General features: G+C 48.8%; 17 protein-coding genes. 7 read left to right on the plus strand and 10 right to left on the minus strand.

Features of this window, described 5'->3' with window-relative positions:
* Window positions 1-4: 4 nt before the first annotated feature.
* Complete coding sequence (locus QFZ48_RS25205) at window positions 5-433, minus strand: DUF6194 family protein (RefSeq protein ID WP_429048478.1); 429 nt, start codon at window positions 431-433, stop codon at window positions 5-7.
* 104 nt (window positions 434-537) lie between these two features.
* Between QFZ48_RS25205 and QFZ48_RS25210 the strand changes: the two genes are divergently transcribed.
* Both QFZ48_RS25210 and QFZ48_RS25215 read left to right on the plus strand, forming a co-directional pair.
* Window positions 538-870 carry a winged helix-turn-helix transcriptional regulator gene (locus QFZ48_RS25210; RefSeq protein ID WP_370910644.1) on the plus strand — a complete coding sequence of 111 codons (333 nt, stop codon included), beginning with the start codon at window positions 538-540 and terminating at the stop codon, window positions 868-870.
* Between the two features lie 97 nt (window positions 871-967).
* Entirely contained in the window at window positions 968-1,888 is a 921-nt protein-coding gene (locus QFZ48_RS25215; protein ID WP_429064297.1) for a hypothetical protein, read from the plus strand.
* Window positions 1,889-1,895: 7 nt separating this feature from the next.
* Here QFZ48_RS25215 and QFZ48_RS25220 read toward each other — a convergent pair whose 3' ends face one another.
* The 3 genes from QFZ48_RS25220 to QFZ48_RS25230 all read right to left on the minus strand — a co-directional run bounded on the left by QFZ48_RS25220 (window position 1,896) and on the right by QFZ48_RS25230 (window position 8,834).
* Complete coding sequence (locus QFZ48_RS25220; RefSeq protein ID WP_429064299.1) at window positions 1,896-2,153, minus strand: T9SS type A sorting domain-containing protein; 258 nt, start codon at window positions 2,151-2,153, stop codon at window positions 1,896-1,898.
* Complete coding sequence (locus tag QFZ48_RS25225) at window positions 2,041-4,785, minus strand: polysaccharide lyase family 8 super-sandwich domain-containing protein (protein WP_429064302.1); 2,745 nt, start codon at window positions 4,783-4,785, stop codon at window positions 2,041-2,043. Before QFZ48_RS25225 ends, QFZ48_RS25220 begins: the two co-directional genes overlap by 113 nt.
* A gap of 77 nt (window positions 4,786-4,862) precedes the next feature.
* A complete protein-coding gene (locus tag QFZ48_RS25230; RefSeq protein ID WP_429064305.1) occupies window positions 4,863-8,834 on the minus strand; it encodes a two-component regulator propeller domain-containing protein in 3,972 nt (1,323 codons plus the stop codon).
* A gap of 271 nt (window positions 8,835-9,105) precedes the next feature.
* On the opposite strand from QFZ48_RS25230, the gene QFZ48_RS25235 reads away from it, so the two are divergent.
* The 4 genes from QFZ48_RS25235 to QFZ48_RS25250 are packed head-to-tail and all read left to right on the plus strand — an operon-like array spanning window position 9,106 to window position 16,369.
* The gene (locus QFZ48_RS25235; protein WP_429064308.1) at window positions 9,106-12,237 is read left to right on the plus strand and encodes a SusC/RagA family TonB-linked outer membrane protein; all 3,132 of its coding nucleotides are present in this window, start codon (window positions 9,106-9,108) and stop codon (window positions 12,235-12,237) included.
* A gap of 10 nt (window positions 12,238-12,247) precedes the next feature.
* Window positions 12,248-14,281, plus strand: a complete 2,034-nt coding sequence (locus tag QFZ48_RS25240; RefSeq protein WP_429064310.1) for a RagB/SusD family nutrient uptake outer membrane protein — start codon at window positions 12,248-12,250, stop codon at window positions 14,279-14,281.
* A gap of 17 nt (window positions 14,282-14,298) precedes the next feature.
* The gene (locus QFZ48_RS25245; protein WP_429064313.1) at window positions 14,299-15,210 is read left to right on the plus strand and encodes a DUF5017 domain-containing protein; all 912 of its coding nucleotides are present in this window, start codon (window positions 14,299-14,301) and stop codon (window positions 15,208-15,210) included.
* 4 nt (window positions 15,211-15,214) lie between these two features.
* Window positions 15,215-16,369: a glycoside hydrolase family 88 protein gene (locus QFZ48_RS25250; RefSeq protein ID WP_429064314.1), complete on the plus strand. Its 1,155-nt coding sequence runs from the start codon at window positions 15,215-15,217 to the stop codon at window positions 16,367-16,369.
* 134 nt (window positions 16,370-16,503) lie between these two features.
* Here QFZ48_RS25250 and QFZ48_RS25255 read toward each other — a convergent pair whose 3' ends face one another.
* The 6 genes from QFZ48_RS25255 to QFZ48_RS25280 all read right to left on the minus strand — a co-directional run bounded on the left by QFZ48_RS25255 (window position 16,504) and on the right by QFZ48_RS25280 (window position 25,188).
* Window positions 16,504-16,806 (minus strand): hypothetical protein, encoded by a 303-nt coding sequence (locus QFZ48_RS25255; protein WP_429064316.1) that lies wholly within the window; start codon window positions 16,804-16,806, stop codon window positions 16,504-16,506.
* Between the two features lie 318 nt (window positions 16,807-17,124).
* On the minus strand, window positions 17,125-18,261 hold the full coding sequence (locus tag QFZ48_RS25260) for a redoxin domain-containing protein (RefSeq protein ID WP_429064318.1): 1,137 nt from the start codon (window positions 18,259-18,261) through the stop codon (window positions 17,125-17,127).
* Window positions 18,262-18,326: 65 nt separating this feature from the next.
* Entirely contained in the window at window positions 18,327-19,787 is a 1,461-nt protein-coding gene (locus tag QFZ48_RS25265) for a RagB/SusD family nutrient uptake outer membrane protein (RefSeq protein ID WP_429064320.1), read from the minus strand.
* A 10-nt stretch (window positions 19,788-19,797) separates the two neighbouring features.
* Window positions 19,798-23,181 (minus strand): SusC/RagA family TonB-linked outer membrane protein, encoded by a 3,384-nt coding sequence (locus QFZ48_RS25270; RefSeq protein WP_429064322.1) that lies wholly within the window; start codon window positions 23,179-23,181, stop codon window positions 19,798-19,800.
* A gap of 230 nt (window positions 23,182-23,411) precedes the next feature.
* Window positions 23,412-24,590 carry a FecR family protein gene (locus tag QFZ48_RS25275; RefSeq protein WP_429064324.1) on the minus strand — a complete coding sequence of 393 codons (1,179 nt, stop codon included), beginning with the start codon at window positions 24,588-24,590 and terminating at the stop codon, window positions 23,412-23,414.
* A 43-nt stretch (window positions 24,591-24,633) separates the two neighbouring features.
* On the minus strand, window positions 24,634-25,188 hold the full coding sequence (locus QFZ48_RS25280) for an RNA polymerase sigma factor (RefSeq protein ID WP_370910661.1): 555 nt from the start codon (window positions 25,186-25,188) through the stop codon (window positions 24,634-24,636).
* Between the two features lie 220 nt (window positions 25,189-25,408).
* Between QFZ48_RS25280 and QFZ48_RS25285 the strand changes: the two genes are divergently transcribed.
* Window positions 25,409-26,008 (plus strand): sigma-70 family RNA polymerase sigma factor, encoded by a 600-nt coding sequence (locus QFZ48_RS25285; protein WP_429048459.1) that lies wholly within the window; start codon window positions 25,409-25,411, stop codon window positions 26,006-26,008.

Consider the following 26,008-nt stretch of genomic DNA (forward strand, 5'->3'; position numbering starts at 1 on the left):
TGGCTTACCCTGACTTTCTCATTTTAGCCGATTGCTTTTTATCGAACCGGTTCTTTGCAATAAGATGGGCTTCTTCAATAAACCGGATCGTTTGAGGCAACAGGTCTTCTCCGGGATTCAGGATGCAGATGTAGTGCTGCGCGGCATAATCCGGATGAGGCATGAAGCGGTTTAATGCCGTATAATCCCACCCGGTTTCAGTACCTGAAAACAGTTTGTTATAAGCATCTTTTGAGATACCGATATTTACCCGGAAAATACCGTCGCGATCCAGGTTGGACTTGTTATCATGCTCATTATCGGATGCGGCAATGGTTACAAACGGGAGCACCTGGTCCGTTTCATAAAAGAAGAATTTGTATCCAAAGCTATCAAGTTTGGTAACGTTGGGAAGTTGTTCCGTTATATATTGTTCGATGGCTTGTAATGACATAACAGGTGTTTTGTGTTCGTTGCAAATTTCGTCCTGTTCCTGTACATTTACAAGTAGTTACCTTTTTGGCAGGTAGTAACATAAAGTAAAGTAACAGGTACAGTATGGCTTTGAAAGATGAAAAAAAGATAGATAAATCTGAAACATGTCCCTTCCAGGAAGCGATGGACCTGATTTCGGGCAAGTGGACGATGTCCATCATCAATAACCTGATGGCAGGAAAAATGCGGTTTAAGGAACTCGAAAGAAGTGTGACAGGCATCAATACAAGAATGCTGGTGAAAGAATTAAAGCAACTTGAAAACAGGAAGATCATTAACCGGAAAGCCTTTGCAACAATGCCGCCAACAGTGGAATATTCACTGACCGAAAAAGGTACTTCACTGAAGCCGGTGTTGATGGAAATACAAATATGGGCAATGAAAAATGTGGTTTAACCAGCCCGGGGAAGCCATATTTGGTGCCTGATTAAAATTTGTCAATGCAACAGCAATAATTATCTTGCATCCTCGTAATTAACCGGCGACTTATACCATGAAGCACAAGTTTATGCACCTCCATATCCGGGTACCTGTTTTTTGTATGCATATGATAATGCTGGCCGCCTGTAATGGTGGCAGCAAAGAATCCCAAAGCAAGCAACCTGTTGTTAGTGCCGTCAGGATAGATTCCCCGGCGCATAAAAAAGTTGACATTCCGGCGTTGTCTACAGAAGCATATGTTTCCGGTATCATCAACAGGAAACAAGCCATCGAAAAGCAATTGCCAGGTATCAATGCGGCCACGGCTGTCCGGCTTTACAGTTCCCTGGCGAATTATATGGATACAGCACTGGCAGGCATTACCGCCAATGAGCAGGCATGGCTGAATGAGTATGTAAACTACTACGATGAAACAAAAGGGATGATCGTACTGCCTGCGCAGGTACAACAACGCATTCATTTACTGGCCACCGCGGGTATTGAACCCTGGGAAATAGGCGAGGGGTATACCGATCTTCGCACGGTTCCTGCATTCTATACAAGTTTATTCAAAGCTTCCCTGCCCGCTGATTACAATGCTTTCCTGCAACTGCGGGCAGATGAAGATACCGTATTATACAGCGCCGATGCGGGATTGCTGATTCCTTTCAGCATGATAGGAAAGCGCGCACTCAACTGGGAAAAGTTCCTGGACGCTTATCCAAACAGCACCTTTGTGGAAACCGCCCGGGAACAATATAACGGCTATTGTGAGGATTACCTGTTTGGCACAGACAATACGCCTTCGTTTGAAAATATAAGTAATCTCCGTTCACTGATCCCGGAAAATAAAGAGGAATATCTCTCCTTTGTACAGCAATACGGGAATACCAGAACTGCTGGTATTGTACAACTGTTCCTGGACAAAGTAACCACTGTAAAAACATATGAGCTGTTGCGGCAGCAGGTGCGTGCAGCAATAGCTCAGTATTAAAATCAGCTTACATCTTCACTATCTTTTTTACCAGTTGTTTACCTGGTGCTTTTAACACCAGTAAATACATCCCCGGTTGTATATCACTCATCTGGATATCGAACTGCTGACGGCCATCTAGTTTTTCCATTTTCACCACTTTGCCGGCGGTATCATGTAATTCCGCTCTCAGCCAACGTTCGGCGGTATTTACATAAATGAATGCACTTGCCGGATTGGGATAGATGCTCACGCCATCTGTTTTCTGCTCCATCGCTGGCATCATTTTCCGCAGGGTACTGCCTGTACTGCAAACGAGTACCGGCCGCCGGGTGCTGTCGCTGCTCTCGCGGGAAGTAAAGGTGGCATCGGTGGGTGGCGCCTGCCAGTCCGGATACCAGTTTTAAAGTAAGCATGCCATCGGCAGATTGCTGGGAGAGCGCAATATCTGTTACATCCCATTCGGCATAATTGCCGGCAGTGCGTCCCATGATCGTATCCACAGCGCTGGTCGCGGCAGGCATGTTGTTGTAGGTGATGCCTGATTCGGTCCAGCTGTCGTTGCTTACATATCGCACAATCCACGGTACAGTGGTGACGCTGGTGTTTGCATAGCTCACATACATTCGCAGTTTTACCTGGCTGGTACCCGCGGGTAATGCACCCACATTGAAGCGGAGAAATATTTCCCGTGTATAGCTTGTGGTGGTTTCCTGCTTCAGCACAAGCGACTCGGTGCCATAGTTTACACTACCGTAAGTAGAACCTCCTCTTACATAGGCATCCGCAATAGCCGTGATAACGGATGCACCATAAACAGGCGTTTGACTGTTCACATGATACGTGGCAGACGAGCCTGCATAAGGCCCTGAAGGCAGGGTAGCAATCAGCTCCCGTGTTTGTGGAATCCCCGGCAGGTTCAACTGGATATTAACAGGCGAAGCGGATTGCGCCGGATCAGCAACGGACAACGTGACGTCGGGAGTGCCTGCATTGCGCAGCATCAGCGCACATGGACGGTCAACGGTAACTGTGAGTGAATCCTTATGGAAGGTACCGGCCTGGTAAAATACCATCTGCCAGATATTTAATCCCCTGTGATATACTACCTGCATGTTCGCCGTATTCTGCTCAACACGTACGGCCGTGGTATCATAAGTGCTCATATTTTGACCCGGCAATACATAATATGCATAAGTGCCGTTGGCAGGTGCAGTACCATGGTTGAACCACAGCTGGAACACGTTCAAGTTCTGTACAGTGGTGCTGCCACCGTTATTAATGCTTCTCCAGGTACCGGATTGTGATTGCATGCTCAGTTGCAACTGGCCACCGGAAGGGAAGTAATAGCTAATGCCATTATGTGTGATCCATTTCAGGGTATTGTTGTAGCTGTAAGTGCCATTGGCAATAGTGCTCACGGAGCCGTTTACATTGGCAGATACTGCGCCGTTCAGCAAGCATTGGTTCACGGTGGTATTGATGGGCTGTGTGGCGGTGGAGCTGATACCGGCGCCCAAACAAATAACCTCGTTGTCGAAAAAGAACCAGGCTTTACGTGCCTGCGTATTGTAATCGGAGAATTGAAGCGCGGAAACACCATACAGCGAGTCCGACACACCACCTGCGAATGCGGTAGTGCCAAAGTTCACGCCCCAGGCTGTACGCAGCGGAATAGTGGTAATGTACGGCACGGTGGTACCAGGTATCCTGCTCCAGTCCCACACAGCCGGAATGTTATAATACTCGTTGCCGCTGGCGGCGATGTGCGTGGACCCGTCCGACAGGTAATAACCCTTCAGGTTTTCTCCATTACCGTTTTCCTGTTTGGCGGTGCGGGTAGAAGTCATGTGTACCCCAAAAAGGTAGCCGGTACGATGATGTACAGTATAGTCAGAACGCCAGAAGTGGGTATGCAGGGAGGGCAGGAGGTATCCCGGCGACTGGCTGCCGTTCAGCCGCGCGATGTTCTCATTGTATTCAGTCGCATGAGCGGTGTCCAGCACTTTGAGCTTTTCCAGGTGGTTGGTAACGCCAATGGCTAATTGATTTTCCCGGCTGATGCTGCGGCCGTTGGTGCCGTAGTCGATATAACGGGTCCGCATAGCTTTGAGGAAACCGTTCCGCACAAAATTACTGAACACCGATAAGCGGGAGCCTGACAGCGCATAAGGCGTGCCACGCAGATAATAGGCAACATTGGTTTCGCCACTCACGAACACGGAACCATAACCAAAGAAATACAATTGCGGACCATGCTGGTGATATGACAGATCATGCTGGATGCCCTCATTGGCGGTGAGTACGAGGGAATAAAATGCCTGGTCCACGCTGTACTGCATCAGGGAGTCGTTGGCAGTGAGACAGGACCGGTATATAAAGTGTATAGCCTCATCCAGCTTGTTGGCGCCGGCCTGACCGGAAGGATTGCCGCGGCTCATTTGCGTAAGCAGGGCATTGCGGAGACTGCCCAGGCTTTGCTGCGCGGTGTCTAAAAGGATCAGGATTTCGCCGATGCGCTGCGGATTGGAGATATGGTTATGGTACCAGTTCCAGCTTTGCGGATCGGTAGTGTTCCAGTAAGTAAGGCTGTTTACAATGGCGGTGAAAAGTGTGGTGCTTTTGTAATACGAACTGGCTGATTTCGTATAGGCCAGCGCGAAGGTTTTTACCCGGTTGATGTGTACGTCCGCCGTATAGGTGGTGGCGCTGTAGGCATAGTTGACGTCCGGCCAGGAGCCATTGCTTTGCAACGTGGCCAATGTGCTGGTTACGTTATTGTCCAGCGTGGCGGTACTGCCGGATTGCGAGAGCAGTTCGGCACGGATACGGTCCATAATAGTGGTGTACGCCGTTTGGCCCCATGCATGGGACATATTACACAGGAAGCCCAGGATAAGCAGCATGCTGATTTTCATAACAGTGGATTTGTAACAAATCTAATGATCCTTGCCTGTTAGGTGGGGTGATTATTCCGAGTAAATGGGGGGAATTTTCACAAATCAGAGGCTTCCGCAAACTCGGAAGGCGTTTTACCGAACTGTTTCTTGAATTCGCGGCTGAAATATTTCCGGTCGTTGTACCCCACCATGTACGCCACCTGGTATACGGTATGCTCACGGGTGCGTATCAGGGAGGCCGCTTTTTTCAACCGCAGCGATTTTACGAAGTCGTTCACCGACATATTAGTGACGGCCTTCAGTTTTTTGTACAGCACGGGCTGGCTCATGGCTACCTTCCGGGCCAGCATATCCACGCCGAAGTCGGGGTTGTCCATATGCTCTTCCACCAATGCGATCACTTTTTCGAGGAAAGCGTTATCCAGGCTGCTGGGCAACGCATCCGGTACTTCCGTTTCTGTTTGCAGCTGGCGGCTGTAGCGTTCGCGCATTTTTTCGCGGGAAGCAACCAGGTTGCGGACGTTGAGCGCCAGCACACGGGTACTGAAAGGTTTGGTAAGATAGAGATCTGCCCCGGTTTCAAGACCGCTTACATGATCGGCCTGGGAACTTTTGGCAGTGAGCAGCACTACAGGAATATGACTGGTGCGCTCATCTGTTTTAAGCGCCTGGCAAAGCTGCAGGCCATCCATTTCGGGCATCATCACATCGCTGATCACAATGTCGGGGATTTGTGCGGTGGCTGTAGCCAAGCCATCTGCCCCGTCCACGCTTTCCAGTACCAGGTATTGATCCCGGAAAGTTTGACTGATGAGAGTACGCAGCTCCGGGTTGTCTTCCACTATAAGAATGGTGAAGGGTTGCGGTGCAGCTGTGATAAGAGTATCCGGGGTTTCCGGCGCCAGCGTCGCTTTTACCGGCGCCGCGGGCATGGCAGGCACTCCGCCTACGGTGTGTTGGGTACCTTCAAAATGTTTGGCGCCGGTAGGCAGGGCAACCGTAAAACAGGTGCGGCCCTCCTTTACCGCAGTAGAAGGTTCGCTTTCCACGGTCAGCGTTCCTTTATGCTGTTCCACAATGTTTTTGGATAATGCCAGCCCGATGCCGTAACCGGTGTTCTGCAAGCCATGATCCTGTACCTGGAAAAAATTGGTGAATAGCTTGTCGAGGTATTCGGGTGCAATACCGCGGCCATTATCAGTGACAGTGACCACCGTGTTTTGCCGCGAATGGGTAATGTGCAACTGGATGCTTCCCCCATCCGGTGTGAATTTAAAAGCATTGCTGAGCAGGTTGAAGAACACTTTCTCCAGCTGCTCCCGGTCGAAATAAACCCAGGCGTGGTCCATATCATGACCGAATACCATGCTGATGTTCCGGTCGAGCGAAAGCTCGCGGAAGCTGGTGTATATATGATCAAGAAAAGGAATCAGGTCCTGTTCCTGTACATGCAGTTTGAGGTGATTGGTTTCCGCTTTGCGGAAATCCATCAGTTCATTTACAAGCTTCAGCAACCGGTCGGCATTGTTCCGTAACTGCAGCAGGGTGGATTGCAGCGGATCGTCTTTCTTCAGCATATCCATCATCTTTTCTACCGGCACCAGCAGAAAAGTGAGGTGGGTACGGATTTCATGGGAAACATGTGTAAAGAAGTTCAGCTTCACCTGGTGCAGTTCTTCTTCTTTGCGCAGCAAGGCCCACAGGAAAAAGAATCGGGTCACGAAGAAGAACAGCAGGATAAGCCCCAATGCGTAAATGCCATATGCCCACCAGGTTCGCCAGAATGGCGGCAGGATGGTGATCTCCATCTTTGCGGGCGCGCTCCAGATGCCGTCGTTGTTGGCGCCTTTTACCCAAAATGTATAATGACCGGAAGAGAGATTGGTATAGGTTACCGCCGGATTATTGGTTTCAATCCAGTCGCGGTCCGCACCTTCAAGCCGGTATGCATAACGGTTTTTGCTGCTTTTTACATAGTTGAGCAGCGCAAATTCGAGCGTAAATACTTCCTGGTCGTGATGAAAACGCAGCGCCTTCGTAAAGCTGATATCCTGTTTCTGCAGTCCGTTGTCCTGGCCGATAGCTACCGGTTTGTTAAACAGCCGCAGACCGGTAAACCGGATGACGGATGGATGGGAATTAGTAATGATCTGATCCGGGAAAAAACTGGTGATGCCGTTATAGCCGCCGAAGAGAAATTCGCCGCGGCTGTCCCGCAAAAAGGAGTTGTAATTAAATACGTTTCCCGCCAGGCCATCGCTTACAGTATAGGTCTGGAAGGAGTTGCGGCCGGGATCAAAACGTGCCAGGCCGTTATAGGTACTAATCCATAAATTATGCTGATCATCTTCCAGTAACCCAATCACGTTATCGTTCGGCAAACCATCTTTTTCTGTATAACGCGTTTGCTTCTTCAGCTCCGGATCATATTTAACCAGGCCCCCGAAATACATGCTCACCCAGATGTTGTGTTTTGAATCTTCCTGTATGGAGTTTACATAACCCGGCTGGATAAGCCGCATGGTGTCTGCCTCAAACACATACAGGTTGCTGATAGAACCGACCAGGATCCGGTGGCGTGAATCTTCCAGGATATACCGGATCGACTGGCGGGCGGCAATACCTGTTAAAATAGAATCGGCCCGTTTCTCCAGCTCGTGGCCATTCCGGTGGAGCAGGTGGAGCGCGTTGTTGGTGCCCACCCAGAACCGGTTCCGGCTGTCTTCCAGTATGGCTGTTACTTCCCTGGAAAAGGTGCCGGGATCTTTGGTATCGTAGAAGAAGCGTTTAAACCCACCCTGCCGCAGGAGGTTTAGTCCGCCGCCATGCGTGGCCGTCCAGATGTTGTGGTCTTTATCTTCATACACTACTTTCACCAGGTTGGACCCAAGGCTGGCAGGATTATTTGCATCATGTTTATAGCTGGTAAAACGTTGGGTAGCGCGATTATAATAATTCAGTCCGCCGCCTTCTGTACCGATCCAGTAATTGTGCTGCGCATCTTCAAGGATGCTGCTGATCACATTGTTGCTGATCCCATTGAGCGGCGGATGCTGCTGCCAGGCGGTAAAGGCCGTGCCATAGGGATGCACCATGTTCACGCCACCGAAGTAGGTACCCATCCAGATTACACCGTTATTATCCTGGTAGATGCTATGAATAGAATTCTGGCTAAGACTGGTGCTGTTGCCGGGATCCTGCTGATAGTGCCGGCTGGTCATCGTCACCGGGTCAATGATGCTGAGTCCTTCCTGGGTGCCCACCCACATGTTGCCTGCTTTATCGCGAAGTACCCGTCTTACTATATTATTAATGATCGCTGGTTGCGCCAGTAACGAAAAACGGCCGGTAGCAGGATCATATATATTAATACCACCGGTTTGTGTAGCCACCCATAACCTGCCCAGTTTATCCTCAGTGATGGCAGTGATAAAGTTCATAGCCAGACTGGCCGGTTGTCCGTCTTCATGGCGGAATGTTTCAAAATCATTGCCACTCATTTTGGTGAGGCCGTTGCTGGTGCCAATCCAGATATTGCCTTTCTTGTCTTCATACACACAACGCACTACATAACCGGCAATTTTACCGGGTATGAGAAACTCCTGCCGGTTACCCTCCTGGAGATAAAGCCCGTTGTTGGCGCCGATCCAGCGGCGGCCTTTACTATCTTCATAAATACAATTAATGTTTGTTGGCCGTCCGGGATCCAGTTGGATGCGTTGAAAACGGTCCTGTTCAGGATCATACTTCGCCAACCCTGCGGAGGTGCCTATCCATAACACATTTTTCCGGTCACGGTACAGGCTCATGATCTGGTTACCGGGAAGGGAGGTGCTGTCGCCTGCCTGCTGGCGATAAATTTTGAATCGATGTCCATCATACCGGTTAAGGCCATAGTGTGTACCATACCAGATGAATCCCTGGGCATCTTCTCCAACAGACAATACCGCGTTGTGCGATAATCCATCTTCTACGGTGAGGTGATTGAACGTAACGTTTTGCCCGCTGCTTTTTATAAAAGCAGCGAGGAGCAGCAGGCATAAGAACGGGAAGCACCTCGAAATCATGCTCTAATATAAGAATTGTATCGGGGCAAATGGGTGTTTTTTATAAATATCATTCTTTTATTATTCTGATAATCAGCAGGTTGAAGGGGGATTTATAAAATTCACCCCAATCATTTATGATTGTCCCCCTGTGATTTGAACTGGTTACCACATATTTGTGTATCAACCGTTATTTCCGCTCAATTCCACAATTATTATGAAAAAGACATGCCAATCAACCAGCAGGGGGAGAGAGTGCAGCTTCGCCTTCAATTATTTTTTTACGGGAGTCATGTGGATCTTACTTTTTCCGCTTTTCCTTTTTGCTCAACAAAAGAAAACAGTGTCCGGCACTGTAAAGGCCAAAGATGGTACACCGTTGCCAGGTGTGACAGTAATGGTAAAAAATGAAAAGACCGGCGCGCATACAGATGGCAATGGACGTTTTACTATTTCCGTAAATCCTGGTGCTACTTTAGTGTTCTCCTTTGTCGGTTTCGGAAAGATAGAGCAGCCGGTAGATAACAGGACAGAGTATAATGTGCAGATGAGTGAACAGGCCGGCACACTCAACGATGTGGTAGTAGTGGGATATGCTACCCAGCAACGGAAAGACCTGACCGGGGCAGTGGGTAGTGTGAACATGAAAGATTTTGCGAAAGCGCCGGTAAAGTCGTTCGACGAAGCGCTGGCCGGCAGGGTAGCAGGGGTCGCGGTAGCGAGCAATGATGGTCAGCCGGGTTCTATCTCCAATATCGTTATCCGCGGTGCAGGGTCTATCACACAGGATAATTCCCCGCTTTATGTTATTGACGGTTTCCCTACCGAAAGTTCTAACGCAAATGCGATCAGCCCGGGTGATATTGAGTCGATCGACGTATTGAAAGATGCGTCCGCCACTGCTATTTATGGCGCCCGTGGATCCAACGGCGTTATTCTTATTACCACCAAAAAAGGTAAAACCGGCGCGCCGCAGGTAACCTATAACGGGTACTATGGCTGGCAGCAGGTGCCGAATAAAATCCCGTTAATGAACGCCTACGAGTTTGTACAATATGTGGGCGATGTGAACCCATCTATCTATGATTCCGTATACCTGGCCGGCGGGGCCAAACTGGAAGATTACCGTAACAAGGAATCCATAGATATGCAGGACTTTGTGTACCGCGTAGGTCAGAACCAGAACCACGACATTGCCGTGCGGGGAGGAAATGATAAAACGAGATATTCACTCTCCGGTAATTTCAATAACCAGAAAGGGATCATTATTAATGGCGGTTTTAAAAGATACCAGGGCCGGTTTTCACTGGATCAAACAGTGAACAGCAAGCTGAAAGTGGGTATCAATGCGAATTACGCCTACAATGAAACCTACGGGATACCGGTGTCCGCCACCAATTTTTATGCGTCCGCCACTACATTGTATTCCGTTTGGGGCTTCCGGCCAACGACCAGTATCGCCGGCCGCGACAGCAGTGTGAACCTCGTGGATGAATTTTATGATCCGGGCAATGAACTGGCAAATAACCAGGACTATCGCGTGAATCCATTGCAGAATATACAGAACCAGTATACCATGAACAAGGTGAACAACCTGTTCGCTAATGCGTATGCGGAATATGCCATCACCAATGGACTCACACTTCGTATAGCCGGTGGTATCAACACGGTAAATACTGAGATCAATATTTTCAACAACTCCAAAACGCAATCCGGCAGTAAATGGAACGCCAACGGCGTGAATGGCAGCGTGGAAACCAAACCCACTTCACTCTGGCGTTCGGAAAACTCGCTGACCTACCGCAAAAGCTGGAACAAGTTACACAACCTCACCGTGCTCGGCGTACTGGAAGCGCAGGGATATAAAAATTCGCAACGCAGGTTTTCGGCAAATCAAATTCCCAATGAAGACCTTGGACTGGACGGAATCGATCTGGCCGCGCCGGCCAATACTTCACTGCTTTCACTTAGCTCCGGTTGGACAATGGCCTCCGGCGCACTGCGCGTGAACTACGATTACAATTCAAAATATCTTTTCTCTGCGTCTGTCCGTGCCGACGGCTCCTCTAAATTCGCAGCCGGCAACAAATGGGGATACTTTCCTTCCGCTTCTGCTGCATGGCGCTTCAGCAGCGAAGAGTTTATGAAAAATGTAAGTTTCATTTCTGATGCGAAGATCAGGCTGGGCTATGGCGCATCCGGGAACAACCGGGTGGGCGACTTTGCTTACCTGTCCCAGTTACAACTCACCAGCAATCAATACTGGTATTCCGTGGGAAATGGACCACTGAGTATTGGCTCGGTGATGATATCTTCCGGTAACGCGGACCTGCGCTGGGAAACCAACGAACAAACCAATATCGGCCTGGATATGGCCTTCCTGAAAAACAGGCTGACACTCACCGTAGATGCCTATCTGCGTACTACAAAGGATCTGCTGCTGAATGCCGCATTGCCTTATGCACATGGCATAGAGAGCGCGCAGGGATTTAAAAATGTGGGTCAGTTACAGAACAAAGGCCTGGAGATCACGGTGGCAGGTGTAATTGCGGATACCAGGGAGTTCGGCTGGAACAGCAGTTTTAACATCAGCTTTAATAATAATAAAATACAATCACTGGCAGAAGGACAACAATCTATTCTCTCTGGTTCCGGAACTTTTTTCAATACTACTTACTCGGGTCTGTTCCCTTATATCTCTGTAATCGGAAGGCCGCTAGGAGAGATGTACGGCCTTGTATTCGATGGAGTATACCAGTATTCCGATTTCGATGTAATGCCAAATAATACGTATCTGCTGAAGCCGGATGTACCCACCAATGGCGCGGCGCGCAATGCTATCCGTCCGGGTGACATTAAGTATAAAGACCTGAACGGTGATCTCCAGGTGAACAACCAGGACTACACCATTATTGGCAGTGGTTTACCAAAACATACCGGTGGTTTCAGCAATGATTTCCGTTACCGCAATTTTGATCTGAACGTATTATTGCAGTGGTCTTATGGCAATGATATTATCAATGCCAACCGGTACGTATTTGAAGGCGGTATTGTAAATAATCCGAACCTGAACCAGTTTGCCAGTTATGCCAAACGCTGGACGCCCACCAACCCCAGCAACGCCATGTTCCGCGCAGGCGGTATGGGCAATGCAGCTTATTCTTCCCGCGTGATTGAAGACGGTTCTTACCTGAAACTGAGAACGGTTTCCCTGGGGTACAATGTGCCGGGCGCATTGCTGAAACGTGCGAAGATAAAGAATGTGCGTATCTACGGTGCTGCCCAAAACATTTATACATGGACGAAGTACTCCGGTATGGATCCCGAGGTGAACGGCAGGCCTGGTAACCTTACCCCCGGCTTCGATTACGCCGTTTACCCGCACTCATTGTCTTATGTGACCGGTTTAAATGTAACCTTCTAAAATGATGAACATGAAACGTATTTGCATCCTGGCATGTATAGTAATAGCAGGGCTTACTTCCTGCAAAAAATTCCTTGATACGCAACCAACGGATTTTTATACCACCACAAATTATTACGGAACGGAAGCACAGCTCCAGCAGGCGCTGAACGGTGTGTACGGCGACCTGATGCGCCCAGAGCTGTATGCACAGGTGATGGGCTTCAACTTTGTATCCACCACAGATGAGGTAATGTCTAACCGCACAACAGATGGCGATGCACGCGGTCTCCGTTACAATTACGACGCCTCCCTTGTGCATATTGCCAACATCTGGCGTTATGCATACGTAGGCATCAATAATCTTAATTCGTTACTGGATAACATCGATAAACCAACGATGGATGCATCCCGCCGGAATATCATCAAAGGGCAGGCATTGTTCCTCCGCGGGTTCCTGTACTTCATTCTTACCAGTAATTATGGAGATGTACCTGTAGTACTTCACACACCCGCTATCAATGATGTGAACATTCCGCAGGTAAAGCAGGCAGACGTGTATGTACAAATTGAGAAGGATATGAAAAAAGCAGAAGTGCTGCTGAAAGATTATACCATCACCCAGGCGAAATTCAACGAGGTAGTGACACTCTCCGCCGTGCAGGCGATGCTGGCACGTGTATATCTTTATTGGGCTGGTTATCCGCAAAACAATACCGCCAAATACCAGGATGTGATCACCTATACAGATAAAGTGATCCTCTCCGGCCTTCATGCATTGAACCCCGATTACCGCCAGGTGTTCATCAACCTGGCTACAGATCAATATGATGTAAGAGAAAATATCTGGGAGCTGGGCTCACTGGGCGCCGCTGCCGGTGTGGTGAACAAGTCGGGGAATGATATCGGTAACTTTGTGGGGATCCAGTCTACGCTGACTGCCCTGGACTCTACCTCCTACAACTCCGCCGCATGGGTATGGGCCACTAAAAAGCTGTTCGATGCTTATGAAACAGATCCCAACAGTACCCTTTTACCAAACAAACCTTCGCTGGATATCCGCCGCGACTGGAACTGCGCCAACTATATTTACAGCGGAACAAATCCCCGCGTAAAGGCAGCCCGTCCTAATCCCTGGCAGATGTGCGCCGGCAAATTCAGAAGAGAATATGTACCGCAGGCGATCCGTAACACCAATGGTGTAGGCGGCACGTACAATATCAACTGGCCCATGATCCGCTACTCAGATGTATTGCTGATGCGCGCGGAAGCAGAAAACTACGTGAACGGCCCTACGAATGCTTATAACTATGTGAACCAGGTGCGCAAAAGAGGATATGGACTGATGAATGGCAACGTAGTAAAATCCATTACGATGGTGAGTACCGGTGATGGATATACGAAAACGCCCGCGGTAACGATTACTGGCGGTGGCGGTAACGGCGCTACAGGAACAGCGATCCTTACCAGCGGCAAGATAACGGGTATTTACCTGAACAGCCCTGGTGCATTGACGGTAGGCTCCTACTATACTACTTCGCCTGTGGTAGTGATAGGCACCTTCTGGACGCCGGGCGCCAGCTATACCACAGGCACACAAGTCACCAATGGCGGTATGCTGTACACGGTAACAACGGCAGGCACTGCTACTAATACGCCACCCACTCATACCTCCGGCGCTTCTGATCCTGCGGTGACCGGCGCTGTATTCACCTATGCAGGTACCGCAGCTACGGCTACTGCCACCATCACTACCGGTAGTGAATCAGATCTTACACCGGGTCTTAGTAAAGATGCATTCCAGCTGGCCATCCGCGATGAAAGAATGCGAGAGCTGTGTTTTGAAGCCGTGAGAAAAGCGGACCTGATCCGGTGGGGCAGTTTTGTATCAGACATGCAGAACTTCGCATCCTGGGCTACCGCTAACGGTGCGGGCGTAACCTCCACAGGTAATCCTAACGGTTTGCAAGGAGTACGCAATATAAGCGCCAGGCACGTGATGCTGCCGAAGCCAACTTACGAACTCAATCTAAACCGCTTACTGACACAAAACGCAGGCTGGTAATTCTTAAAAACATCCACATGAAAAAATCATTCATCATACTGTTGTCTTTCCTTGCGGTGGCTTGTTCTAAAACACTGGAAATAGATACGCCGGATTTTAATGTAGCCCTTGATCCTGCAAGGCTGGTATCAGACACGTTTACCTATCGCCTGGGAGACACTACCCGCTTCAGGTTCAGCGGCAGTGCAGGCAATGTGACCTTCTATTCCGGGGAACCAGGCAAGCGCTACGATGGCCGCACGTCTGCAAACAAACTGGGAAAGATCACGCTGAGTTTTTCCTCAAAATCGGAATTTGGTACGCAAAAAAATACCCTGCAGGTACTGGCCACCAATAAACTACCCGGCCTTGATTCCGCTTCTGTAGTAAATGCCGCATGGACGAATATCAATGATCGCGGGGCACTGGCTACCAGCGCCACCGTAGTGTCTTTTGGTACGGCTGATCTGACAGACCTTGTGGCTAACGAAAATGATTCACTCTTCATTGCTTTCAAATACAGCGGCGTAACAGGTTCCACACAGCGTACCTGGACGATCACCGAATTTACCGTGAACAATGTGTTACCGGAGAAAACGGTTTTGATCAGTTCTTTGTCGGCCGATGTGGCTTACTGGACACGCTACGGCAATGTTTGGAGCCCTTCCAACGGCCGCTGGACAGCTTCTGCCACGGATCTTAAAATTACCGGTGGTGGTGGCAGCGCAGCTACAAATACCAGCTGGATTGTCACCAAACCATTATACGCGGGCCGTGTTCCGGGAGATGTAAGTACCGGCATCAAGAGTATCAATGAACCGGATAAAGAAGAATATGCTTATGCTTATCCGGCGCCGGGCGTATACAAGGCCACCTTCGTGGCTTTTAACCACACACTGGATGAAGAAAAGAAGGTTATACGGGAACTGATCATTAAAGTGACACCATAAGAATATGAAACCATTGCTTTATTTTATTTTAGCCGCCGGCATCACTGCCTACACGGTGGGCGGGGAGAAGGACTTTATCAGCAGTAATGCAGGCTTTGCCCGGCAGCAGCTTAAGCATATGCTGAAGGACACGGAATCCCGCGACAGCCTGGCCTTTCCCAGGACGATCAACAAAGAGGGGAAGATGATTACTACATCGATGTACGACTGGACACCCGGTTTTTTTCCGGGCTCACTCTGGTATGCATATGAACAAACCAAAGATCCCGCGCTGAAACAGGAAGCTGTTAAGTGGACGGAGAAGTTAAAGCCGCTGAAGGATTTTACACAACACCATGATCTTGGTTTTATGATGTATTGCAGCTATGGCAACGCTTACCGGATTACCGGCAACAAAGCGTACCGGGATATCCTTATCCAGGGCGCCCGCTCGCTCAGCACCCGTTTTAACCCGGTAACACGGAGCATTAAATCGTGGAATGCCTTTAAATCGTGGCATAGTCAGCAGCTATACTACTATCCCGTGATCATCGACAACCTGATGAACCTGGAGCTGTTGTTTTTTGCAGCTAAAGAAACCGGCGATACCAGCTTCCGCCACATTGCAGTGAGCCACGCGGAAACCGCCATGCGCAACCAGATACGGCCGGATTACAGTTCCTACCATGTGGTATGTTATGATACCACCAATGGTAAGGTGCTGGTACGCGAAACTGCGCAGGGGTACGCCGATAATTCTACCTGGTCGCGTGGCCAGGCATGGGGCATCTATGGTTTTACCATGATCTACCGGGAAACACATGACCCGCGTTTCCTCAAAACTGCTACCGGTATGGCCGACTGGTTCCTGGATAATAAAAATCTTCCGGAAGATAAAGTACCCTATTGGGATTTTAATGTACAGGAGAATGGATATGTTCCAGGTGTGCGTTCCAATGCCAACAAGGTGAAAACAAAATACCGCGATGTGTCTGCCGCCGCTATTGTGGCATCAGCACTATTTGAGCTGAGTGGTTATGCCGGCAAGGGTAAAGGGGGAGCAATACCGCCAGGCAGCGATCACCATACTGCATTCACTCGCAGGTACTGCGTACCGGGCACCGGAAGAAAAGAACGGCAATTTTATATTGATGCACAGCGTGGGAAGTATCCCGCATAATGCAGAAATTGATGTGCCGCTGGTGTACGCGGATTATTATTTTTTAGAAGCATTGCAACGGTATAATGCTTTACTGGATTAGTGCATAAAAAACGACAGGCACCTGGTTATCCGGATGCCTGTCGTTTTTAGTGTTATTGATTGCCCTCTTCTTTTTTACGGGGACCCTGGCTTTTTCTATATGCCTTCAGTTCATCTTTATCAAGGAAAGAATCTTTATTGGTGTCTATGGCGGCGAAATTTTCGCTTAACCTGGAAAGCCGCTTATTGTCCTTTGCTGCTGAATCTACCTCAGCTTTGCTGAGTTTACCATCCCCATCGGTATCGATCTTTTTAAAGAATCCTTCACGATCCTGTTGCTGCGGTTGTTGTGCATAGGTTTTTACAGATGCCAGTGTTGCCATTAACAAACCTGCTACAAAAAAAAACTTCATCATAATTGTGCGTTTTTGAGTTTTTTAAAAGATTTAATTTTCTGGTGCATACTGAAAACATCCAGTAACCACAGTACGGGGTGGAAAGGAATTAGTTCAGCATATATCTAAGATAGCCGTGGAGTTGCGAAGTTTAAAGTACCCAGATGGTTACGCCGGGAATGGTTCAGTATGCCGGTAAGCTGTATAGCTTTACAGTATTGTATTTGGCGGTTTTTGCCCGAGATGGGGGCTTAACACTGTTTAACAGTGGTTAGTATTAATTAACGGTTATACCCGCGTGATCAGCCGTAAACTGGCCGATCACGCAGTATAAAAGTGTTACGGCATCAGTTCCTGTAGCTTTTCTATCAGGGCCTCGCCGCGCAGGTTTTTGGCGATGATACGTCCCTGCGGATCAAGGAGGAAGTTTTGCGGAATGGCGCTTACTTCATACAGTTTACCTGCTTCGTTTTTCCATCCTTTCAGATCGGATAACTGTTGCCAGGGCAGGTCGTCTTTCTTCACTGCACCAAGCCATGCGTCTTTGTTGGTATCCAGTGATACGCCAACGATCGTAAAGTTTTTCTGCTTGAATGCCAGGTATGCTTTCAGTACGTTGGGATTTTCTGCCCTGCAAGGCCCGCACCAGGATGCCCAGAAGTCGACCAGCGTATATTTTCCTTTGAAATCAGAAAGCTTAACCGGTTTACCGTTCACATCGTTCTGTGTGAAATCCGGCGCCAATACACCAATTGAAAGTCGTCCCAGATTATACAGCTTTTTCGCAAATTGTTTACCGGTTCCGGTGTTGCGCAATGCAGGGGAAAGTCTTTTGAAAAAAGGGGCAATACGCGGTACATCCACATCCTTGCCTGCTACCTCAATCAAGGTAGCGAGGCTGATGTATGATGCAGGATTTTGACGGATGAAAACATATTTCAAAGAGTCTGTTTCTTTTGAAACGATCTGATATTGTTTCATCACCGTATCTATAAAGTGGGGATCTTTTTTTTGCTGTTGTGTTGCAGTGCGAAACATGGAGTCCACGGTTTTGCCCAGCTGTTCCCTGCGGAACAGCACCGTGTGTTTGTACCGCTTGTAATCATTGTTCACAGGACCTCCTGTAATTGCTGCATGGATTACAGAATCGGTGCCGGTAATTTGAATAGCCCCTTTTTCCAGGTAGCAATCATTAACATCAGCAGTCTTCTTCCATTTTGCGAAATCTTTTCCGGTATGATCAATGAGTACATGCACCATCGCAGGATCTTTCACCTGCCCGCTAAACCGGAAAGCACCTTTATTCAGCATCGCTGAGTCGAGGACCTGCTGGTTGCTCCAGCCGTAGTTTGTTATCAGGTAAGCCTTTGCAGAGGTGGTAAGCGCAGGTAGTTTGATGGTTAGCGTGTATTTGCCGGACTGGGCTAATACCCATCCCGGCGCCAGCATAGCTGCCAGTATAAAAATTTTCTTCATGAAAATTGATGTGTTGAGAACGGACAGGATGATTTGTTTCACCACCATCTTGTCCGTTAATCAGGTTATTGAAGATATCCCGGGTTGGGCGTTAAATTCGGATTTTGGAGGAGGTCAGCGGGCGGTATCGGCCAGTAAGACATATAGCTCATCCAGGTAGTGGGTTTGGTTGGCGCTACGGTGGCCATTACGGCATCGATGGCGCCGGTGCGTTTCAGATCGAAAAAACGATGGCCACATTCTGTAAACAGTTCGGTTTGCCTTTCTTTGGCAATAGCCTTGAGCAAACTGGCCTGTGTACCTGCCGGCAGCGCTCCGAGGCCCGCGCGTAAACGCACTACATTCAAATCTTCCATGGCATTACTTTTATTTTGCATGGCCCTGGCTTCCGCCCGGATCAGGTATTGCTCTGAAAGCCGCAGCAGTACCTGGTACTCCGCATTGGTGGACGCGGATTTATATTTGGCCGGGAAATAGTACACCGTTGCCGGGGCGGTAGAAGAGGCCGCCACTGTGGAGGTACGCACCCAGTTGGTGAAGCGTGCATCGCCGGGTTCAAAAGTGTCCTTCAAGAGGTTGCTCAGCTTAACGAATACACTGGAGGAAGCAGGACTTTGCGGCGGCACGATCGTTTCCGGCATACCATTGTTGTAGAAGGCATATTCATTGGTGAATTTCGGGCTGTTGGTCGCCAGTGCCCAGATGGTTTCCCTGCTGTTGGCAAGAAATACCTGGTTGATTGGCAGCATCGCATAATTGGTGTTGCTGATCAGTTCACCCGCCTGCGCTTCGGCATTGGCCCAGTCTTTTGCATAGAGGTACACCCTGGCCAGCATAGCGGTAGCCACGGCTTTGTTGGGGCGGAAACGGTTAGTGGTAGTAACCCCGTAACCATTTTTATACTCATTGTCTAAAAGGGATTGAGCCATTTTGAGATCGGCAATAATTTGCTGGTACACATCAGCTTCCGGGACGCGGAACAACCGGTTGTTTACCGTGTAATCGTTCGTCAGCGCCAGCGGTACCGGGCCATAAATATTGACCAGGTAATAATAAAAATAGGCGCGCAGGAAATAGCATTCACCCAGCCATTGATTTTTATAAACGAGGTTACCCTTGCTGGCGTTGATGCCCTGGATAGCCGTGTTAACGGTGAAAAGTTTTTTATACAGGTCGGTCCAGTTGCCGCTTTGCCCGCTTTGTATCGCGTTCTTGTAGAACACATCTGCAAAGTTACCGGTCAGCAAACTGCTGAGTTCATCGGTATACAAACCCATGGTATAGCCAATGTTGGCATTCGCGGAACCGGTAAAAGGACCGGTATTGTTCATGGTGAGGTAAATGCCGGTAACCACTGTTGATGCCATGTTATCGGTGGAATATACATCCACCGCAGCAATGGTATTGGCCGGCAGCTGGGTACCATCCAAATATTTTTCGCAGCTGGTTAGCGCGATGCTTAGCGAAGCGGTGATGGCCAGCAGGTGTTTCGAAAAACTATAATTGACAGGAAAGATCATCTTCATTTTCATTGCATTAAAGTGTAACATTAATTCCGGTTGTAAATACGCGCAGTGGCGGGATTACGCCTGCATTCAGGTTTTCCGGATCGAGGCCATCGAATTTGGAAATGGTAAGGAGGTTTTGTCCCTGCAGGTACACCGACAGATTTTTGAGATGCAGCATTTTGTTTACTTCCGGGCTGAAACTATAGCGAATGCTTACATTCTGTAGCCGTGCGTAAGTGGCGTCGCTGTAGCCGCCGGTACTGCTTTGCAGGAGGCCTTGCCGGAAGATGCTGGTGAACTGGGAGCTTAACTTTGGAATATCGGTTATGTCGCCAGGTTGTTGCCAGCGGCGCAACCAGATAGTAGAACCATTTAAGCCATAGAGCCCGAAAGGAAAGGCGGTTTGACCAAGAAAGTTTTGTCCTGTGCGGCTGGTGAAATTGAAGGTGAAGTCGAGTGTCAGCCCTTTATAGGTAAAGGAATTCTGCAGCCCGCCAAAGTATTTCGGCGCCAGGTCAACAAACTCGGTTTTATCGGCCTGTGTTAATCCTCCCGAGTAGTCAGCCACATTTCCTTTCGCATCGGTAAAACTGTAGTTACCGGTTTCCGGGTTTACCCCGTTGTATTTATAGAGTAGTTTACCGGTAACGGGTTTGTTCAGCACATAGTTGGCATTTTGAGTACTCGATGGTAATCTCAGCAGTTTACTTTTGGGTATGGACATATTGAACCTTGTTGACCAGGTAAAATGCCTGTTCTTGATATTGGTGGAACTCAGGCTGATTTCCATACCACTGGTACGTATCAGCGCATCGGAGTTTAAGGTATAGCTGGGATAGCCGGTAACAGTTGATAAGGGCTGCCCCAGCAGCTGATTGCCGGCACGATTGGAGTAATAGCTAAAGTCGGTCATAATCCGGTCGTGAAAAAATCCCAGCTCCAGACCGGCTTCCGAGTTAAAATTACGTTCCCAGTTCAGCAGGGGATTGGGAAGCGAGTTGGGTGTTAATCCAACTTTTCCATCATACGATCCGCCGATGACGCTATATGTTTCCAGGTACCGGAAATCACCAATGGCATCGCCGCCTACCACGCCGCTGCTGATCCTTATCTTACCAAAGCTGAGCCACGGCAGGTGATCAGTGATCAGCTTTTCCTGGCTGAAAATCCAGGCCAGCGCTGCAGAACCAAAGTTCCCGATACGGCGGCCAGGGCCAAACTTGGTAGAACCATCGCGCCGTGTATTGATATCGATAATATATTTATCGTCCCATACAAATTTTATAATTCCATACATACCAATGGACCGGTACTCCGTAAGATTGTAATTAGTAGTTACCGTAGATCCCGCAGAAGGGTTATTCAGCAAGGCATCAGAAGGAAATCCGGTTCCGGTGATGTCGTCAAAATACGTTACCTGGTTGTTGACCTCGCCGCCCAGTTTAATGCTTAAATCACCTTTCTTACTGATTAAAGTATTGTATTCGCCATATGGTGAAATAGTGATGGAGCGCGTATTATACTGATGAAGTATGCCTACCGTTTGCGTAGGGGCCTGGGTGTTAGTGGGATTAAATACTGTTGTGGGATAGCCGATCAGTTCCTTTCCGTTAATGGTATTGTAGCCAAAAATACTGCGGAGGGTCACTTTTTTGACAGGCCGGTAAGTGAGCGTTGCATTGGCCAGGAGATTATTCGTTACGTTTTTATACAGCCTGTTAGCGTTGCTGGCGGTGCCGCTGCTGTTTAGGTCGCTTCCGATCGACGCCCAGTTGATACTCCCGTCTTCGTTATAAGCTGGTGGTGCATTGGGAGGAGTCAGCGCGCTGACTGAAAAATCGTAGGGCACCATATCATTTTTTGAAGAGAGATAAGTACCGCCTAGGGCTAAACTGAATTTATTGTTGGTACTGCCGGTGTTTAACGCAAACCGGAGAGAGCCATCCCTGTTTGATCCGCGGTGGCGTTGTATGTTACCCATATCACGGAGACTTCCGCTGATCAGGTACGTGGTGTTTTGTGCACCTCCGCTGTAAGAAAGATTGACATTAGAAGTTGCAGCCGATTTTCCCATGAATTCTTTCCGCCAGTTGGTGTATCGGTCGGCAGGCCAGACACCATTCAGATCATTATCGCCGGCCGGTATTTCCAGTTTATCATTTGCCAGCGCTTCGCGGCGGAGCATCAGGTATTGATCGGTATTGAGCAATGTGGGTGTTTGCCCGTTCACTGATACGCCGGTGTAGATATTGGCATTGAACGACTGTTGGGTAGACCTGGATTTCTTTGTGGTAATCAGGATCACACCATAGGCGCCGGAGGAACCGTAAATAGCAGTGGCGTCCACATCTTTGAGCACATCAATGCTTTCAATATCGTTTGGATTGATGTAATTCAGGCCACTGCCTCCCTGCAGAAAAGTTTGCGTGCCGTAGGAGGTATTATTGGAAAGAGGTAATGTGCCGCCCGGGTAACGTACACCGTCCACGATGATCATCGGTTGTGTGGCCCCGGTGGTGAGGTTGGCGGAGCCGCGCATCCTCACGGTAAATGCGCCCCCCGGCTGACCGGTTACCTGCTGGATAAATAATCCGGGCACCTTTCCCTGCAACGCTTCCAGCACATTATTTACGGGATTTTTTTCTATCTCTTTTGATGTAACAGTAGTAATGTTACCGGCATTAAATCTTTTGGTGGTTGTACCATAGGCCGTTATCTGCACTTCATCTATGGGTGAAGTGCTTAATGCCAGCTGGATAAGGAGCGCAGAAGGATTGCCCGAAACCAGTTTTGAAGCGCCGGCAGAAGTTCCTTCAACTCCGGAAGACTTGTGTTTGGCAGGCAGTTCAGATGACACTACCTGGAAATTACTGCCGGTGAAACGCAGGAGGAGCGGAGCGAAGCCGACAGCAGATACTTTAATAACATCTCCCGTATTCGCATCAAAAGAAAAAGAGCCGTTGGCAACAGAAGTAGTTCCCTTATTGGTGCCTGTAATCACAATATTCACTCCCGCTAAAGGTTGTCCGTCGACGGAACGGATAAAACCTTTAACAGGAATGAATGTGGCAGCAGGGGGGGCGGAAGGAGAAGCCAGCTGGCCCGAAGGCGCAGCCGGAAGTTTTCGGGAAACAAGAATGGTCTTGCCTTCGATCACATATTCTAAAGGTTGGTTTTTAAAGACATCATTCAGCAGCTCCCGCAATGGCAGGTAATCAGCAGAAAGAGACACCGGTTTGGCATCGGCCAGCACGCCTTTCTGATTTAGCAGTACATAGCCCGTTTGCTTTTTAATAGCGGTGAACACCTGCTTCAACGTCAGGTTCCGGCCGGAGATGGTGACATGCTGCGCCATGCTGGCGGCGTGGGCATGAATAAAAGCAGCAGTTAATAAGAAGGTCGTTAATTTCATAGCCCTCAGGATTTTGGTTCTTTTTCTAAAGGGCTTGCTGAATCCTTCATTGACGGATTGCGCAATGCCCGGGTGCTGCCCCGCACGAACAGGAGGGCAATAGCATTTTTTTTGCATAGATTTGCAGCAGATTTGGTTGTTAATAAAAGTGGTTGGTAGACCGTTTTTTTGACTAATTAAATTCATCCACCGTCACAGTTAGCGCTGTGACGGTTTTTATAATAAAGGTATTATTGCACAATCAGCTTCCTGCCTTCCAGGCGGAAATGTATACCAGCTCTGCCAAGCATCACCAGCAGGCCGTTTAACGAAACGTCTTTGGTCATTTCCCCTTCAAACTCAATATCCGGAATGCCTTTTTCATACACGACTTCGATATCATACCATCGCTCCATCTGGCGCATGATTTCCGCGAAGCTCACTCCATCAAAATAGAAGATGCCATTTTTCCAGGCCATCACTTTATCGGTGTTGGCATTTTCAATCACCCGAATGCCCGTTTTCGCGGCGTTTCCGATTTGCGCCTGCTGGCCTGGCCGGAGCACTACGTTGCCCGGTTGGCTCCCGTTGGCGAAGCCCGCCACACGTACCGATCCTTCCAGCAGGGTAGTGGCAATCGTTTGTTCATTTTCGTAAGCATTCACGTTAAAATGTGTGCCCAGCACTTCTATTTCCACTTTATTGTTCACGCTCACCCGGAAGGGCATGTCCGCATTTTTCGCTACTTCAAAATAGGCTTCGCCGGTAATTGCTACTTTTCTTTCTTCACCTGAAAACAGCGTAGGGTAGCGTATTGAACTGGCTGCATTCAGCCACACCTGCGTGCCATCCGGTAAAGTGACCCGGAATTGCCGGCCTTTTGGAGTAGACATCGTATTGAATACGATTTCCCCGTTGGACGCTCCTGCTGGATCGTAGGCCAGTTGCCCGTTTGCCAGTACCAGCTGCGTGCCGTTCTGTTTCGCGATCACGCCGTTGTGGAGACTATCCAGCGTTACCCGGGAGCCATCGGCCAGGGTAAGGATGGCGCCCTCCCTGCCGGGGGCAATGTCTGTGGGCTTAGCAGCCATAGCAGCTGGCGGCGTATTTTTTTTATGGGCAAGCCAGAAATAGGCGCCTGCGGCCAGGACCAGCAGGATGATGGAAGCCGCTGCCCAACTCCGGCGAGGCAGGAAGTGAATGCGGCGCGCGGGCTTGTCGCTGTTTAAGGCCCGCTGCAATAAAGGCAACAGTGCCTCGTCCTGCGTGGCGTTCATATCCAGCTCGCCTGCCAGCTCATCAAAGGCTGCCTGTAATGCCTCCTGGTGATCAGGGGCCTGTAACAGCTGCTGAAACTCCACCTGCTCGGCGTCGCTCAGGCTTTTATCCAGGTATTGACCTGCCAGGTAATATATGCGTGTATTTTCCATGCGCTATATATAATAAGATGCGGGAAAGAAAGACTTGTCACTATCACTTTCTGAAAAAAAGTAAAAAAATAATAATGGCGGGCAAGCGGGCGGAGTCTGGCAGAAAACTGCGGATGGTTTGAAGGGCAGCGCTGATGGCATTGCGTACATATCCGTCTGAAAGGCCGAGATGAGCGGCGATTTCTTTTGTGCTCAGCCCTTTTTCCCGGCTCAGCTCATAAATGGTTCTGCGCTGTGGGGACATTACCTGGAGCGCGCGTTTCACCGCATATTGTATTTCTTTCACCGAAATGCTACTCAATGCGTGGTTGAAGCTGGCGTCTTCCTGGTGAAGGTCGCCCAGCTTGGTATTATACAAGGATGTTTTGCGGAGGTATTGCAAACATTCATGAATGGTGATTTTTCTCAGCCAGGGCCCCGGGAGCTGTACGTCTCTTAGCCGGTCCCTGTTCAGCCATATCTTAATAAAAACTTCCTGTAACACCTCCTGTTTGGCCGGCTCACTGTGGAGCATGCGTAAAGCGAGTAAAGCCAATGGTGTGGAGTAAAGGTTAAATAAAGCTGCAAAAGCAGTTTCGTCCCCCTCAGCAATGCGCAAAAGCAGCTCCTTTTCAGTATATGTTTGGTTAGACGACAATTATTTTTTAAGGCTGGATTATTTCGCAAACTAGGGCAAAAAATGATAAGAAAGTAATGGTTAGTGTAATTTATAGAGGAGGTTCTAAAATAAAAGAAAAAATCCTGTAAGGTTTTTCCGTCTTCTCCGACTAATACCCGCTACCGGGAAACCGGAAAAAAATATATTCGTAAATTCATATATGCAAAGAGATCAGAACAAAGGTATCATTGCCGGCGGCAACACACTCGATCCGCATTCGTGGGTGAATAAGTATGCGGATTACCTGTATACGTATGCCGTTACACGCATTAATGATGAAGAACAAGCGAGAGACCTGGTACAGGAAACCTTCCTTGCTGCCCTGGAAAAGGTTGATACATTTGAAGGCAGAAGCACAGAGCGGACCTGGCTTACCGCCATTTTAAAATTCAAGGTGATAGATGTTTATCGCAAAAACTCCTCCGCCTTCGCCAAACGCGCTAACCTCAGCGATGCTGAACAGGAACACCAGGATTTTTTCGATGCCATCGACGGGCACTGGAATGATCAGCACCGGCCAAGAGAATTAGGGATTGAACGGCCTGATGCGCTGGAAAATAAAGAGTTTCAGCGGATACTGCAGCTATGCATGAAGAAGCTGCCGGTGTTATGGCTTTCGGTTTTTACGATGAAGCATATGGATGATGAATCTACCGAAACCATCTGCAATACCTTAAAAGTATCTGCATCAAATTTTTGGGTGATCATACACCGGGCAAAAGTAAATCTTCGCGCCTGTCTTCAAAAAAACTGGATTTAA

Source organism: Chitinophaga sp. W2I13 (genome assembly GCF_050434005.1).
Taxonomy (GTDB): Bacteria; Bacteroidota; Bacteroidia; order Chitinophagales; family Chitinophagaceae; genus Chitinophaga.

Excerpts from the sequence above, each read along its gene's own strand:
- QFZ48_RS25230 (WP_429064305.1), bottom strand. The coding sequence starts at position 8,834 with ATGATTTCGAGGTGCTTCCCGTTCTTATGCCTGCTGCTCCTCGCTGCT.
- QFZ48_RS25245 (WP_429064313.1), top strand. The coding sequence starts at position 14,299 with ATGAAAAAATCATTCATCATACTGTTGTCTTTCCTTGCGGTGGCTTGT.
- QFZ48_RS25285 (WP_429048459.1), top strand. The coding sequence starts at position 25,409 with ATGCAAAGAGATCAGAACAAAGGTATCATTGCCGGCGGCAACACACTC.
- QFZ48_RS25220 (WP_429064299.1), bottom strand. The coding sequence starts at position 2,153 with ATGATGCCAGCGATGGAGCAGAAAACAGATGGCGTGAGCATCTATCCC.
- QFZ48_RS25275 (WP_429064324.1), bottom strand. The coding sequence starts at position 24,590 with ATGGAAAATACACGCATATATTACCTGGCAGGTCAATACCTGGATAAA.
- QFZ48_RS25255 (WP_429064316.1), bottom strand. The coding sequence starts at position 16,806 with ATGATGAAGTTTTTTTTTGTAGCAGGTTTGTTAATGGCAACACTGGCA.
- QFZ48_RS25210 (WP_370910644.1), top strand. The coding sequence starts at position 538 with ATGGCTTTGAAAGATGAAAAAAAGATAGATAAATCTGAAACATGTCCC.
- QFZ48_RS25235 (WP_429064308.1), top strand. The coding sequence starts at position 9,106 with ATGTGGATCTTACTTTTTCCGCTTTTCCTTTTTGCTCAACAAAAGAAA.
- QFZ48_RS25205 (WP_429048478.1), bottom strand. The coding sequence starts at position 433 with ATGTCATTACAAGCCATCGAACAATATATAACGGAACAACTTCCCAAC.
- QFZ48_RS25215 (WP_429064297.1), top strand. The coding sequence starts at position 968 with ATGAAGCACAAGTTTATGCACCTCCATATCCGGGTACCTGTTTTTTGT.
- QFZ48_RS25270 (WP_429064322.1), bottom strand. The coding sequence starts at position 23,181 with ATGAAATTAACGACCTTCTTATTAACTGCTGCTTTTATTCATGCCCAC.
- QFZ48_RS25240 (WP_429064310.1), top strand. The coding sequence starts at position 12,248 with ATGAAACGTATTTGCATCCTGGCATGTATAGTAATAGCAGGGCTTACT.
- QFZ48_RS25265 (WP_429064320.1), bottom strand. The coding sequence starts at position 19,787 with ATGAAGATGATCTTTCCTGTCAATTATAGTTTTTCGAAACACCTGCTG.
- QFZ48_RS25250 (WP_429064314.1), top strand. The coding sequence starts at position 15,215 with ATGAAACCATTGCTTTATTTTATTTTAGCCGCCGGCATCACTGCCTAC.
- QFZ48_RS25260 (WP_429064318.1), bottom strand. The coding sequence starts at position 18,261 with ATGAAGAAAATTTTTATACTGGCAGCTATGCTGGCGCCGGGATGGGTA.
- QFZ48_RS25225 (WP_429064302.1), bottom strand. The coding sequence starts at position 4,785 with ATGAAAATCAGCATGCTGCTTATCCTGGGCTTCCTGTGTAATATGTCC.